The 13584-nt window shown below is 70.7% G+C and carries 14 protein-coding genes, 1 tRNA gene and 1 pseudogene; 8 read left to right on the plus strand and 8 right to left on the minus strand.

The window, feature by feature from the left end; translation table 11 throughout:
- The 4 genes from HL658_RS24805 to HL658_RS24820 all read left to right on the plus strand — a co-directional run bounded on the left by HL658_RS24805 (nucleotide 1) and on the right by HL658_RS24820 (nucleotide 2126).
- On the plus strand, nucleotides 1-975 hold the full coding sequence (locus HL658_RS24805) for a beta-ketoacyl-ACP synthase III (RefSeq protein WP_180283815.1): 975 nt from the start codon (nucleotides 1-3) through the stop codon (nucleotides 973-975).
- Nucleotides 976-1144: 169 nt separating this feature from the next.
- The gene (locus tag HL658_RS24810) at nucleotides 1145-1477 is read left to right on the plus strand and encodes an integration host factor subunit alpha (protein ID WP_180283816.1); all 333 of its coding nucleotides are present in this window, start codon (nucleotides 1145-1147) and stop codon (nucleotides 1475-1477) included.
- Between the two features lie 29 nt (nucleotides 1478-1506).
- Nucleotides 1507-1989, plus strand: a complete 483-nt coding sequence (locus HL658_RS24815; protein ID WP_180283817.1) for a MerR family transcriptional regulator — start codon at nucleotides 1507-1509, stop codon at nucleotides 1987-1989.
- Nucleotides 1990-2049: 60 nt separating this feature from the next.
- A tRNA-Pro gene (locus HL658_RS24820) sits at nucleotides 2050-2126 on the plus strand.
- 127 nt (nucleotides 2127-2253) lie between these two features.
- Here the strand turns inward: HL658_RS24820 and HL658_RS24825 are convergent.
- The 4 genes and pseudogenes from HL658_RS24825 to HL658_RS24840 form a co-directional block, all read right to left on the minus strand.
- A complete protein-coding gene (locus HL658_RS24825; protein ID WP_343055320.1) occupies nucleotides 2254-2922 on the minus strand; it encodes a class I SAM-dependent methyltransferase in 669 nt (222 codons plus the stop codon).
- Between the two features lie 12 nt (nucleotides 2923-2934).
- A complete protein-coding gene (locus tag HL658_RS24830; RefSeq protein WP_180283819.1) occupies nucleotides 2935-3831 on the minus strand; it encodes an NAD(P)/FAD-dependent oxidoreductase in 897 nt (298 codons plus the stop codon).
- A complete protein-coding gene (locus HL658_RS24835; RefSeq protein WP_180283820.1) occupies nucleotides 3821-4285 on the minus strand; it encodes an Rrf2 family transcriptional regulator in 465 nt (154 codons plus the stop codon). The genes HL658_RS24830 and HL658_RS24835 overlap by 11 nt, the downstream gene beginning before the upstream one ends.
- A gap of 261 nt (nucleotides 4286-4546) precedes the next feature.
- A pseudogene (locus HL658_RS24840) lies at nucleotides 4547-4852 on the minus strand (TonB-dependent receptor domain-containing protein); the annotation flags it as partial.
- 28 nt (nucleotides 4853-4880) lie between these two features.
- Here HL658_RS24840 and HL658_RS38090 point away from each other — a divergent pair.
- The 3 genes from HL658_RS38090 (at nucleotide 4881) to HL658_RS24855 (ending at nucleotide 7317) form a co-directional block, all read left to right on the plus strand.
- A complete protein-coding gene (locus tag HL658_RS38090; protein WP_180283822.1) occupies nucleotides 4881-5312 on the plus strand; it encodes a helix-turn-helix domain-containing protein in 432 nt (143 codons plus the stop codon).
- Between the two features lie 281 nt (nucleotides 5313-5593).
- Nucleotides 5594-6589, plus strand: coding sequence for a dicarboxylate transporter/tellurite-resistance protein TehA (tehA, locus tag HL658_RS24850; protein ID WP_211109838.1), 996 nt, complete (start codon nucleotides 5594-5596; stop codon nucleotides 6587-6589).
- A 152-nt stretch (nucleotides 6590-6741) separates the two neighbouring features.
- The gene (locus HL658_RS24855; protein ID WP_180283824.1) at nucleotides 6742-7317 is read left to right on the plus strand and encodes a TetR/AcrR family transcriptional regulator; all 576 of its coding nucleotides are present in this window, start codon (nucleotides 6742-6744) and stop codon (nucleotides 7315-7317) included.
- 2 nt (nucleotides 7318-7319) lie between these two features.
- Here the strand turns inward: HL658_RS24855 and HL658_RS24860 are convergent, their stop codons facing one another.
- The 3 genes from HL658_RS24860 to HL658_RS24870 form a co-directional block, all read right to left on the minus strand.
- A complete protein-coding gene (locus HL658_RS24860; protein ID WP_180283825.1) occupies nucleotides 7320-8561 on the minus strand; it encodes a multidrug effflux MFS transporter in 1242 nt (413 codons plus the stop codon).
- Between the two features lie 19 nt (nucleotides 8562-8580).
- Nucleotides 8581-9813 (minus strand): acetyl-CoA C-acyltransferase, encoded by a 1233-nt coding sequence (locus HL658_RS24865; protein ID WP_180283826.1) that lies wholly within the window; start codon nucleotides 9811-9813, stop codon nucleotides 8581-8583.
- 274 nt (nucleotides 9814-10087) lie between these two features.
- Nucleotides 10088-11467: an FAD-containing oxidoreductase gene (locus HL658_RS24870; protein ID WP_180283827.1), complete on the minus strand. Its 1380-nt coding sequence runs from the start codon at nucleotides 11465-11467 to the stop codon at nucleotides 10088-10090.
- 303 nt (nucleotides 11468-11770) lie between these two features.
- Here HL658_RS24870 and HL658_RS24875 point away from each other — a divergent pair, with 303 nt between their 5' ends.
- Entirely contained in the window at nucleotides 11771-12544 is a 774-nt protein-coding gene (locus tag HL658_RS24875; RefSeq protein WP_211109839.1) for an enoyl-CoA hydratase/isomerase family protein, read from the plus strand.
- Here HL658_RS24875 and HL658_RS24880 read toward each other — a convergent pair.
- Nucleotides 12531-13493, minus strand: a complete 963-nt coding sequence (locus tag HL658_RS24880) for a LysR family transcriptional regulator (RefSeq protein ID WP_180283828.1) — start codon at nucleotides 13491-13493, stop codon at nucleotides 12531-12533. The genes HL658_RS24875 and HL658_RS24880 overlap by 14 nt on opposite strands.
- Nucleotides 13494-13584 lie beyond the last annotated feature (91 nt).

Here is a 13584-nt window from a genome sequence, read left to right on the forward strand (position 1 = left end):
ATGTCCCGGCGTTCTCGAATCATCGGCTGCGGGGCCTATCTCCCGTCCAACGCGGTCAGCAACCAGGAGTTGGCGCGGCGCGTCGACACCTCCGACGAGTGGATCGTCCAGCGCACCGGCATCCGCAACCGCCATCTGGCGGCCGAGGGCGAGCTGACCTCCGACCTCGCGGTCGCGGCGGCGCGCCGGGCTCTGGAGCATGCCGGGATCGAGGCGTCGGCCATCGACTGCATCGTGCTGGCGACCACCACCCCCGACAACACCTTCCCCGCCACGGCGGTGAAGGTGCAGGCGGCGCTCGGCATGACGACGGGCTTCGCGTTCGACGTGCAGGCGGTGTGCGCCGGCTTCATCTTCGCGCTGTCGGTCGCCGACAACTTCATCCGGTCGGGTCAGGCGACGCGCGCTCTGGTCATCGGCGCGGAGACCTTCTCCCGCCTGCTCGACTGGGAGGACCGCAGCACCTGCGTGCTGTTCGGTGACGGCGCCGGGGCGGTGGTGCTGGAGGCGTTCGACGGCACCGGTGCGGCCGGCGAGCGGGGGGTTCTGTCCACCCATCTGCATTCCGACGGGCGCCAGTACGATCTGCTCTATGTGGACGGCGGCCCGTCCTCCACCCGCAGCACCGGCCATGTCCGCATGTCCGGCCAGGAGGTGTTCCGGCACGCCGTCACCCGCCTGTCGGAGGTGGTGGAGGAGGCGCTGGTCGCCAACAAGCTGGAGCCGTCGGCCATCGACTGGCTGGTGCCGCATCAGGCCAACCAGCGCATCATCGACGGCATCGCCCGCAAGCTGCGGTTGCCGGCGGACAAGGTGGTGCTGACGGTCGACCACCACGGCAACACCTCGGCCGCCTCGATCCCGCTGGCGCTGGCCGAGGCGGTGGGCGACGGCCGCATCAAGCGCGGCGACCTGATCCTGATGGAAGGGATCGGCGGCGGCCTGACCTGGGGATCGGCGCTGGTGCGCTGGTGATGCCCGCGGGGCATCCCGCGAGCTTTTGAGCCGCGGGGCATCCCGCAAGCTTTTGAGCCGCGGGGCATCCCGCAAGCTTTTGAGCCGCGGGGCACCCCGCAAGCTTTTGAATTGACGGAATAATCACGCGGGATTACGGTTCTTCCCCGGGGAATCGGGGGAGGCGCCGATGTCGCAGAACACCGTCACGCGCGCGCAATTGAGCGAAGCCGTCTATCAGGAAGTCGGGTTGTCGCGCAACGAATCGGCCGATCTCGTCGAAACCGTGCTCAACGAAATCTCCGACGCGCTCGCCCGCGGCGAGATGGTCAAGATTTCGTCCTTCGGCAGCTTCCAGGTGCGCCAGAAGGGCCAACGGGTGGGGCGCAACCCCAAGACGGGGGAGGAGGTGCCGATCCTGCCCCGCCGGGTGCTGGTCTTCCGCGCCAGCCACGTTCTGAAGCACCGCATCAACGAGGGTCTGGCCGAGGCGGACGCCGCCCGGTTGAAGGCCGCGTCCTGACCCGCGCCGGCTGACGGGGGCGGCGGAGCATGAGGGCGCAGGGTCCCGTCAAATCCGCCTCGGCCTTCCGCACCATCAGCGAGGTTTCCGCCGAGCTGGACGTGCCGCAGCATGTGCTGCGCTTCTGGGAGACCCGATTCCCACAGATCCGCCCGCTCAAACGCGGCGGCGGCCGGCGCTATTACCGACCGGAGGATGTCGAGCTCCTGCGCCGAATCCAGAGCCTGCTCTACAAGGAGGGCTACACGATTCGCGGCGTGCAGCGCCTGCTGCGCGAAAGCCGCGGCGCGCCTCACCCGGAACCCGCGTACCGGCCCGAGCCTGTGGAGCCGGATGCGGCCTGCCCGGATGTGGTCCATCCGGATGCGGTGGAGGCGCCCGACATGCCGCAAGAGGACGGTGCCGACCTCGATCCCGAACCTCTGGAGCTTCCCCCCGACGTACGCCGGGAGCTGGTCACCGTGCTCGACGAACTTCGTGCGATCAGGGCGCTTTTGGGCCGGGATCGGTAGTTGCGTTGCACCAGCGACCCCGCTATAGTCCCGGCCCACCCGCGGTTCCGGCAACACGGACGGAGCGTAGCGCAGCCTGGTAGCGCATCAGACTGGGGGTCTGGGGGTCGCAGGTTCGAATCCTGTCGCTCCGACCAATCGCGGAACCGGGTGGAAGGCCTCGAAGCGATGAGCTTCGAGGCCTTTTTTGTGGCGGGGCGGTGTTCTCTTGCGCGACCAGCGTGGCTTGCGGCTGCCGCGATCTCCCGGCATCGCGAGACCGCGCTACGCCGCGGCGACCCATCCGCGGAACGAGAGAGCGGCGTAGAAGAGGGCGACCTCGGAAAAGCCGGCCTGCCGGAGGACCGCTTCGTCCTCCTCGACCGACAGGATGGGCAGCCGCTCGGCCATGCTTGCGGCCGCGGCGGCGGCCTGTGCGCTGTTGGTGGTCGCCTCGCCGGCGAAAGCCGCCGATCGCGCCAGCCAGCGAATCGGCTCGCTGCCCGTCGGATGGCTGTGGTGCGCGACGATGAGCGGTGCCTGCGGCCTCAGCCGCCGGTGGATCTCCCGCAGGGTGCGCAGCCGCTCGTCCTTCGTCAGGAAGTGCAGGGTGAGCAGGCAGGTCGCGCCGTCGAACGGCCCGGGCGGGGCGTCGTCGACATGGCCCCGTAGCAACGCGACGCGCGCTTGCAACGGCCCCAGGACGCGGCGCGCCAGGTCGAGCATCGCGGCCGACGGATCCACGCCGACGAAGCGCCAGCCCGCCTGCGCCCCGGCGAACGCCGTCAGTTCGAGACCCCCGCCCGCGCCAACGACGAGGATGGTCGCCGTCTCCGGCGCGCGCTCCGCCAGCAGAAGCACCGCCATGCGGTGAAGGTCCGCGAAACCGGGCACCTTGCGTGGCGTGCTCTGCGCATAATTGGCGACCATCGCCGGATCGTCGAAGGGCTGCACCGGATCCATCCCTCAGCCGAACACCAGCGCGCGGTGGGCCGATGTCCCCGCGGTGACGCCGTCGGCGACCGCCCAGCTCACGCTGTGCGGCGCGCGCGCGATGTCGCCGGCGGCGTAGAGTCCGGGCACGGTCGTCATCCGGTCGGCGTCCGTCCGGATCATCGGTCCGAGCGGACCCTCGTCGATCGCGGCGCCGAGCTGCTCCGCGATCGGGCTCGACAGGCAGGACCGCGGGGCCACGTAGAGGGCTTCGACCGGCCGCTCGCGCCCGTCCTCGAACGCCACGGCGGACAGGGCATGGCCCTCGCCGACCAGCCGGCTCAGCGTGCCCGGCTCCACCGCCACGCCGCGCCCGGCGAGTGCCGCCGCGCTCCCGGGATCGAGCTCCGCGCCGTTCAGGAACAGGGTCGTCGGCCCCCATTCGGCGACGAGACACGCCTGGTGCACGGACATCGGTGCGCGGTAGAGCACGCCCAGCGACCGGCCGCTGAATTCGAAGCCATGGCAGTAGGGGCAATGGAGGACCGTCCTGCCCCAGCGTTCCGCGAGGCCCGGAATGCGCTCCAACTGATCGCGCAGCCCGAACGCGAGGATGAGCTTGCGCGCCGACATCGCCTCCCCACCGCCCGACAGGGTTACGGAGAAGCCATCCCCGTCGCACCGGGCCGCGATCGCTTCCCCCTCGATCAGGCGGGCGGTGGGATAGGCGGCGAGCTGGTCGCGCGCCTTGGCAAGGATGGACCGCGGGTCGCTGCCGTCGAAGCCGAGAAAGCCGTGCGAGGCGTTGGCGAAGCGGTTGCGCGGCCGGCGCGCGTCGATGACGCACACGCTCCGCCGCGCGCGGGCAAGGTAGGTCGCGGCTGCCAGCCCCGCGAAGGCGCCCCCGACAACGACGGCATCATGCTGCATGGTTGCTCTCCAGTGTGGGCGATCCGCCGCGTTCGGCGAGGCGGGCGTGGAAGTCGGCGCTCAACGCGGCGAGGGAGATTTCGCCGAACCGGCGGAGAAGCAGAGCCTCCGCCTCGTCGAAGGCCTCGCCGAGCGCGGCGTTGACGGCCTGCTCGACCAGACAGCCGGGGGCGTCCGTACGATGGCCCATCGCCAGAAGCTCGGGCCGGCCGAGCGCGTCGTGAATGTCGCGGAGCGTGACCGCGGCGAGGTCGCAGGCGATGGTCCAGCCGCCGCCGTGGCCCTTTTCGGATCGGACATAGCCCCGGTCGCGGAGGCCCGCCATGATCCGGCGGATCACCACGGGATTCGTGTCCATGGCGCGGGCCAGCGCTTCCGATGTGCTCGGACCCGGTTGCTCCGCCATGTGCAGCAGGACGTGAAGCACGCCCGACAGTCGGCTGTCCCTTCTCATGAAACTTCATATGTTGCATGACTGACCGGGTGTCAAGAGTCACGAGGCGGTGACCGGTCCGCTGACGCGGATGTTGCGGCTCGCCTCCACCGGTCCGCTGACGGAGGAGCGCAGGAGCGCGGTGGAGGCCCCCCCCCGACACCGTCGTCGTGGTCGGCGGCTCCGGGACCACCCACGGACGACGCGCCGCAGGGCCGCCTCGTCCATGCGCCGGAGGCAGCCCGGCCGGCCGATCCTGCCGGCGCCCGTGCCCGATCGGGATCAGAAGCTCATGGTGACGGCCAGTTCCACCGAGCGCGGCCGGCCGAGCACCCAGCTGTTGGTACCGCCCGTCACCGCGTAGACCTCGTCGAACAGGTTGATCCCGCGCAGGCTGATCCGGGTGGTCTCCGTCGGGCGGAAATCGAGCCCGGCGTTCACCACGGTGTCGGCGGGACGGACGCTGGTGTTGGCGGCGTCGGTCTTCCCCACATACTGCACACCGGCCCGCACTTCCCAATCCGGCCGGAAGGCCCAGCTCAGCCACGCGTTGGCGACGCGCTCCGGAACCCCGGTCGGCACGTTGCCGGCGTAATCGACTCGCCATCTCGTCGGGGTGGCTGGTCAACACGACGACGCGGCCCTCGATCGCCAGGGCCGGCGCCCCGACGCACAGCATGGCCTCCACCGAAAGGGCGGGCCATGGGCAACCATCCACCGTGTCCTGCCCTACGTCCGGACGAATCTGCAAGGACCTCACGGTCGAGGAACTCGCCGGGGTCGCCCATCTCAGCCCCGTCAGTTCAGCCGGCTTTTCCGCCAGGAGACAGGCCGCTCTCCCGCCAAGGCCGCCGAGGCTTTGCGGATCGAGGCGGCGAGGGCAATGCCGGAGGAGCGGCGCGGCTCCCCGGAGGGTGTCGCCGGCGAAACCGGATCAGCCGACCGCGGCCGTATGCGCCGGGCTTTCATGCGCGCCTTCGGCGAGCCCCCCAAGTGGTTCAAGGACGTTGCGCAGGACCGCCCGGTCCTGACCGGCGACGCCGGCTGAATTCTTCACCGCCGAGGCCACGACCCCCCAACCAATCGTGACAGGAAACGACGCCATGAGCGGCGGATTCGTCAAGACGTCCGATCCGGCCTGCGCATGGTCCGGCTCGCTGTGTCGTGGAGGTCCCGGATGCGATTTCGGATGAGGTTGCCACCGCGACCGCCGCCCGCCTATCCTTTCGTTCAGCGGGCTTTGTCTCGCCCCCGCCACGCGACCGCGGGTCCGGACCGACGGCACCGGGCCTGGAATTCCCCCTCCGTGAGAGGACTGCGATGATCGCCATGAAACCCAGGATCCCCATCGTCCCGGCCTCCTTCTTCGGCATGGTTCTCGGCCTCGTCGGTTTTGGCGGCAGCTGGCGGGTGGCGCACGAGGTCTGGGGCCTGCCCGCCATTGTCGGCGAGACGCTGATGCTCGCGGGCGGCGGCGTCTGGGCGATCCTGATCGTGCTGTTCGTGGCCAAGTGGCTGGTCGCCGCGGACGAGGCGCGCGCGGAGGCGGGTCACCCCGTGCAGTGCTGCTTCATCGGGCTGGCCGGCGTCGCGACGATGCTCGTCGCGATCGCCGTCCACCCCTACACGCCGCCGGTGGCCCTGGCCCTGTTCACCGTCGGCTCCGCCTTCACCCTCGGCTTCGCCCTTTGGCGCACCGGGGGGCTTTGGCAAGGCGGTCGCGATCCGGCGGCGGCAACGCCCGTCCTCTACCTTCCCACGGTGGCGGGGTCCTATGTCACCGCGATCGCCTGCGCCACGCTGGGATTCCCGGAGTGGGGCAAGCTCGCCTTCGGCGCCGGCGTCCTGTCCTGGCTCGCCATCGAGTCGGTCCTTGTGCACCGGCTGTACACGGCGCCGGCGATGCCGGTGCCGCTCAGGCCGACGCTCGGCATCCAGCTCGCCCCGCCGACGGTCGGTGCAGCCGCCTATGCGAGTGTGACCTCCGGTCCGCCGGACCTCGTCGTCTACGGTCTGATCGGTTACGGACTGATGCAGATTCTGATCCTGGCCCGGCTGTCGCGCTGGATCTTCGCCGGGGGAGTCGCCGCCTCGGCCTGGAGCTTCAGCTTCGGCCTGACGGCGCTTGCCACCGCGATGGTGAAGCTGGCCGGCCGCTCCGATGGCGGACCGATCGCCGTGCTGGCCCCGCCGGTCTTCGCACTGGTCACCGCGGCGCTGGCCCTGCTGATGGCGAGGACCATCTGGCTGCTGGCGACCGGGCGCCTGCTGCCGGCCGCACCCGCCGCTCCACCCGCGGTCACGCCGCCCCCCGTCCACGCGTGAGGTCCGAATGAGGAGGGAGTGCGGTGGTCAGGCCGTTACCCTCCCGGATGCCGTTGCGCTCGCCGGCGGTTTCTCCGTGCGGGTCGATCATGCCCGTACCCGATTGCGTATGATCATCATATAATCGGGTCGAGCATCGACGGAGACTGGCCATGCGGGTGAGCAAACAGCAGGCGGCGGAGAACCGTCGGCGGATCGTGGAGACGGCCGGCGCGCTGTTCCGCGAGCGCGGCTTCAACGGCATCGGCGTGGCCGACCTGATGAAGGAGGCCGGGCTGACGCATGGCGGCTTCTACGGCCATTTCGCCTCCAAGGACGATCTGGCCGCGGAGGCGTTCGCCAAGGCCATGGCGGTGTCGATGGAACAGTGGGAGAGGGTGGTCGAGGAAGCGCCGGGCACGGGGCTCGCCACGGTCGCCGGCCGCTACCTGTCGGCGGCGCACCGTGACAATCCCGCCGCCGGCTGCGCCATCGCCGCGCTCGGCGTGGATGCGGGTCGCCAGTCGGGGACGGTCCGCCGGGCCTTCACCAGCGGACTCCGCCCCCTGATCGACCTCCTCGCCCGGCTGGTTCCAGGCCGGTCCAAGGCGGCGCAGCGGGAAAAGGCGCTGGCGACGCTGTCGGGGCTGGTCGGGGCCTTGGTCCTGGCCCGTGCGGTCGATGATCCGGCGCTGTCCGACGAGATCCTGGCCGCCGCCAGGACCGCCTTCGGCGCCGCGCCGGAGTGACGTCAGCGCGCCGGGGATGCGCGCAGGCCGAGGAACGCCAGCAAGGAGAGGGCCGCGGCGCCGGCCATGGTGATGGCGAGCGCACCCACGGGTGGCTGCGGCAGGGCGGTGGCGAGTGCGGCGCCGGCCGCCGCGCAGACCATCTGGAGGAACCCCAGCAGCGCCGACGCGAGTCCCGCCTGCCGCCCGAAGGGATGCAGCGCGATCGCCGTGCCCAGCGGGTTGACGAGGCCCATGCCGAACAGGAACACCGCGATGGCGACCGTGAAGAGCGTGAGGTCCGCCGTGCCGCCCCCGCCCAGAAGGATCACCCCGCCGGCCAGGCACAGCAGGATCCCGGCCGTCGCCACACGGGGTGCCGTCCACCGGTGGGCAAGCCGCGGGGCGAGCAGCCCGGCGCCGAACACCACGAAGACCGTGGCCGCGAAGAACAGCCCGAGCTGCAGGGGCGAGAAGCCCAGAGCGGTCATCAGGATCGCCGGGGCGGCGCCGAAGAAGGCGTAGAGCCCGCCGATCACGAGGCTGACCGAGAGCGCCGGCAGGATGAAGCGCCGGTCGGTCAGCAGCCGGCCGTAGGCGGACCCGACCGCCGACGGTGTCCAGGCCGACCGCCGGTCGGGGGGATGCGTCTCACCCGTGCCAAGCGCGTAGAAGGCGGCGAGCAGCGCCGCCATCACGCCGACCAGCACGAAGGCCGCCCGCCAGCCGAACAGCGCGTCGAGCGCGCCGCCCAGCAGCGGCGAGAAGCCGGGCGCCGCGGCCATGGCGACCATGGTCAGCGCCAGCACCCGCGCCAGCGCCTCGCCGTCGAAGAGATCCCGCGCGATGGCGCGCGACAGCACCGACGCCGCGCAGACGCCCAGCGCCTGCACCACCCGCCCCAGGATGAGGACCGTCATGCTGTCCGCCGACGCGCAGACCGCGCTGCCGATCAGGAAGACGGCCAGCCCGCCCAGCACCGGAAGACGGCGGCCGAAGCGGTCGGACAAGGGTCCGACCACGAGCTGCCCCACAGCGAAGGCCATGAAGAAGCTGGAGAGCGTCAGGCCGAGGTCGCGCGCGTTGACGCCCAGGCTGGCGCCGATCGAGGAGAAGGAGGGAAGGATGATCGTGGTGGAGAGCGTGCCGATGGCGGCGAGACCGGCCAGCAGCGCCAGCACCCCGGCGGTGAGCCGGCGTCCGCCGACGGCGTCGACGCCGGAGTCCGCGGTCTGTTCCATGGTGGACAAGGCGGTGTTCCTCATCGGATCGGGCGGGCGGGGGTCACGGCCGTTCGACGGCGATGGCGGTCGCCTCGCCGCCGCCGATGCACAGTGAGGCAATGCCGCGGCTCAGCCCCCGCGCCGCCAGGGCGTGGAGCAGCGTGACGATCAGCCGGGCGCCGGTGGCGCCGATCGGATGGCCGAGCGCGCAGGCCCCGCCGTTGACGTTGAGGCGCTCGCGCGGAATGGCGAGGTCGCGCTGGGCGGCCATGGCGACCACCGCGAAGGCCTCGTTGATCTCGAACAGGTCGACGTCGCCGACCGACCAGCCGACCTTGTCCAGCAGCTTGCGGATCGCCGGGATCGGGGCGGTGGTGAACCAGGCCGGGTCCTGGCTGTGGGTGGCATGCCCGCGGATCACCGCCAGAACGGGCAGCCCCTCGCGCTCGGCGATGGAGCGGCGGGTGAGGACCAGAGCCGCGGCGCCGTCGGCGTTGGCCGACGAGCTGGCGGCGGTGATCGTGCCGTCCCGGCGGAAGGCCGGCTTCAGGCCGGCGATCTTCTCCGGCGAGACCTTCAGCGGGTTCTCGTCGCGATCGACCAGCCGTTCCCCGCCCTTCGCGGCGATGGGGACGGGGGCGATCTCCGCCGTGAAGGCGCCACCCTCCACCGCACCGCGGGCGCGGATCAGCGTCTCGATGGCGTAGGCGTCCTGCTCCGCGCGGCTGAAACCGTAGGCCTGGGCGGTCGCCTCGCCGAAATCGCCCATGGGCCGGCCACCCTCGTAGGCGTCCTCCAGCCCGTCGAGCATGAGATGGTCGAGCAGGCGGTCGTGCCCGATCCGGTAACCGCCGCGCGCCTTGGCGAGCAGATACGGAGCGTTCGACATGGATTCCATGCCGCCGGCAACCACCATCTCCGCCGAGCCGGCCAGGATCAGGTCATGGGCCAGCATGGTCGCCTTCATGCCCGAACCGCAAACCTTGTTGACGGTGGTGGCGCCGGTGTGGTCCGGCAGCCCGGCGCCGCGGGCCGCCTGCCGGGCCGGCGCCTGGCCCTGCCCGGCGGGGAGGACGCAACCCAGCAGAACCTCGTCGATGCGGCCGGGATCGACACCGGCCCGGTCGAGCACCGCCTTGACGGCATGGGCGCCCAGCGCCGCGGCGGGCAGTGTCGCGAGGTCACCCTGGAAGCGGCCCAGCGGCGTTCGCGCGGCGGACACGATGACGACGGGATCGGTGTGGGCGGGATCGGCGTGGGCGGGATCGGCGTGGACGGGATCGTGAGCGGACATGGACGATGGCTCCGGCAAGGGGCGCCGCCGCACGCCGAGCGGGCTCGACGTTAAATGACGGACATCATCAAAAACAATGATGACGACCATCATGAAATGTCAAAGGGAATCCCGCGCAGGATGGGAGCGTCGGGTGGATCGCAGCCTTGCGAGAGGGTTCTGCCAGGTTCCGCCCACCGCCCCGTCGGCGACCGGGAAGCCGTCGTGTCGAGCGCCGTGCGGCCGTTGGCGATGAGGATCTCGTCAGCCCCGGCATCTGCACGTCGACGATCCATCACGTCAGCGGCCTCAGTTCGCCGAGCAGGGTCGGGATCAGCTCCGACACCGTCGGGTGGATGTGCACGGAGCGCTGCAGGGTGGGGTAGGGCGCCTTGGCCTGCATGGTGGCGAGCACGGCGTGGATCGCCTCGTCGCCGCCGGGGCCGAGGATGGCCGCGCCCAGGATCTCCTGCGTGTCGGCGTCCACCGTAATCTTCATGAAGCCCTGCTCCTCGCCCTTCTCGACCGCCCGGCCCACCCGCGTCATCGGGCGCATGCCGGTCAGCGCCCGCCGTCCGGACCGCCGCACCTCCTCGTTGGTCAGGCCGACCCGCCCCAGCGGGGGATCGACGTAGAGGGCGTAGGCCGGAATACGGTCGGTGACGCGGCGCGGGTCGCCGTCGAGGATGTTCGCCGCGACGATCTCGAAGTCGTTGTAGGCGGTGTGGGTGAAGGCGCCGCGGCCATTGCAGTCGCCCAGCGCCCAGATACCAGGGACGCTGGTGCGGAGCTGGTCATCGACGGTGATGTAGCCGCGCGCATCGGTCACCACGCCGGCCCGGTCGAGGGCGAGGTCGTCGGTGTTGGGACGGCGCCCGACCGCCAGCAGGACGTGGCTGCCCGCGACCTCCGGTGCGCCGGCGGTGCAGTCGACGGCGACCGCCACCCCGTCGCCCTGCGGGGCGAAGCGGATGCACTCGGCCGACAGGCGGATCGACACGCCCTCGCGTTCCAGGATGTCGCGGATGCCGTCGGACACGTCCGGGTCCTCGCGCGGGATCAGCCGCGGCCCCCGTTCGACGACGGTCACTTCGCTGCCGAAGCGGCGGTACATCTGCGCGAACTCCAGCCCGATGTAGCTGCCGCCGACGACCACCAGGTGGCGCGGCAGCGTGTCGAGGTCGAGGATCGTGCCGCTGGTCAGGGGCCGGATCCTGTCCACGCCCGGCAGATCCGGCACCGCCGCGCGTCCGCCGACGTTGATGAAGATGCGCCCGGCGGTCAGACGGTCGTCGCCGACCCGGATCGTGTCCGCGGATTCGAACCGCGCATGGCCTTGGAAGACGGTGCAGCCCGTCATGCCCCGCAGCCAGCGCTCCACGTTCGTGCGGGAGCGGCCGGACACGGCGTCCTTGCGCGCCTTCACCCGGGCCATGTCCACCCGCACCGGGCCGTCCAGCACCACGCCGTACTCCGCCGCGCGGCGCGCCATCCGGGCGACGCGGGCGCTGGCGACCAGCGTCTTGGTGGGAATGCAGCCGGTGTTGACGCAGGTGCCGCCGAAGCGGTGGCGCTCGACGAGCGCCACGCTCATGCCGGCGGCCGTCAGGCGCCCGGCCAGGGGCGGCCCGGCCTGGCCGGACCCGATGACGATGGCGTCGAACCGGGTGCTCATGGATCTCGCTCCCCCCACGATGGTGTCGCCCCGAAGGCTAACCGTCGCCGCCGGGATCCGGCAACCATACGAAGGTTTGCGGCACCCCGGCCCGCCTTGCAGGACGCGACGGTGACCTGTTCATTCGCCCGGCCGCAGGTTCGGGCCGGCGCGCGCCGTTTTCATCCTTCCGGCGGAGGATCGGAGGCCCTGCCGACCAGGCGTGCCCTGCCTCCTTGCCCGTCACCCCTTGTCCCGCGGCGGCAGCGCGTGTATGAACTGCGATCCATAAATCACTTATGGCAACGACAAGGGAGGCAAGCCGTGGCACTGGTCGACGCCGAGCTGCGGGACAACGTGGCCGTGATCCGCCTGAACGATCCGGCGCGGATGAACGCGCTGTCCGACGCGCTGGTCGAGGGGCTGGTTTCGGCACTCTCCGCCGCAGCGGGCGATCCGGCGGTCCGCTGCATCGTCATCACGGGCACTGGAAACGCCTTCTGTGCCGGCGGCGACCTCGACGTCATCGTCATGAGCGATCCGAACATGGTGCGCGACTATCTGCGGCGCATGCAGGCGTGGGCAGCGTCGCTGGGCGCGATCGAGAAGCCGCTGATCGGCGCCGTCAACGGAGCGGCCGTTGGTGCCGGTCTGTCGCTGGCGCTCCTCGCCGACATCGTCGTCGCCAGCCGACAGGCCAGGTTCCAGGCCGCCTTTCCCCGGCTGGGGGCGGTGCCGGACCTCGGCCTTGCCTACACGCTGCCGCGGGCGGTTGGTCATCCGGTCGCGAACGACCTTCTTCTCACCAACCGGACCCTGACGGCGGAGGAGGCCCTGGCGCTTGGGCTGGTCAGCCGCGTGTTCGACGCGGACTCCTTCGACCGGTCCGTTCTCGAGATCGCCGGCCAGCTTGCCAAGGGGCCGACCCGCGCGCTGGGCCTGACGAAGCGCCTGCTCGCACAGGGAATGACGGGCTCCCTCCACTCCCTGCTGGAGATCGAGGCGGCCACCCAGGCCCTGGCGTTCGCCACCGACGATTTCTCCGCGGGCGTCGCCGCCTTCAAGGAGCGGCGCCAGCCGCGTTTCACCGGGGCGTGACGGCCGGCCCCGCCTCCGGCCGGCACGGTGTTCCGGAACTCGCGCGGGGCTCGTAGCCGATCGGGGGGTGGGCCTGGATGGCGGCCATGAAGTGTTTCATCGGTCGCGTTGGCAGCCATTCCTTGCGCGACGCGGCGGCGATCGGCATCGGTTCCCCCAGGTCGTAGGGAATGGTGGTGAACCGGGCCTTGAAGGTGCGGCTCTGCGCGTAGCCGGCGCTGACCACGCCGATGGTGTCCGTCGTGCCGACGATCTCCGTCACCATCGGGAAGTTCTCCAGGATATGGACCCTGAGCGACGGCGGCGCCTGCTCCGACGGCACCAGGGCGAGGATCCGGTCGACATAGGCGCCGCTGAGATCGGGGATGATGATCGGGTATCGGTTGATTTCGTCGGCGCGGGGCTTCTCCAGGCGGGTCAGCGGATGAACCTTCCGTACGAACAGCCGTCCATTGAGCATGCCCAACGGTTCGCACGTGAAACCGCTCTCGGCCGATAGGCGGTCGAGCGGTCCCAGGCAAATGTCGAGATCGCCCTGGCGAAGCATCTGGATGCCCCGTTCCACCGGAACACCATGCAGCTGGACCCGGTAGTCCGGGTATTTCCGGATCAACGACCGCACCGCCCGGTTCAGCAGCCCTTCCAGGGATGATGGCGCGATCCCGACCCGCAGCAGCGCCTCGCGCTGCTGGCGTCTGGCCTGCGCGTCCTCGATCAGCTGGTCCATGTCGGCCAGGATGCGCGCGGCGCGGGCTATGAAGGCGCTGCCCATCTCGGTCGTCGACACGCCGCGGGCGTGCCGGGTGAACAGGGCATAACCGATCTCGCGCTCGACGTCCGCCACGCTCTTCGTCACCGCCGACTGGGTGACGTTCATCATCTCCGACGCCTTGGTGATCGAGCCGGTCCGCTCCACGGCGATGACGTGGCGGAGCTTGCTGAGATTCATGACGAGGCATTCCTGAATGGAATATTACAGGACTAACTTGCATTGGCTTTATGGCGGAGGCAATGCCAAAATCGTTTGCATCACGAACGGA

Source organism: Azospirillum oleiclasticum (genome assembly GCF_013423485.1).
In the GTDB taxonomy this organism is placed as follows: Bacteria; Pseudomonadota; Alphaproteobacteria; order Azospirillales; family Azospirillaceae; genus Azospirillum; species Azospirillum oleiclasticum.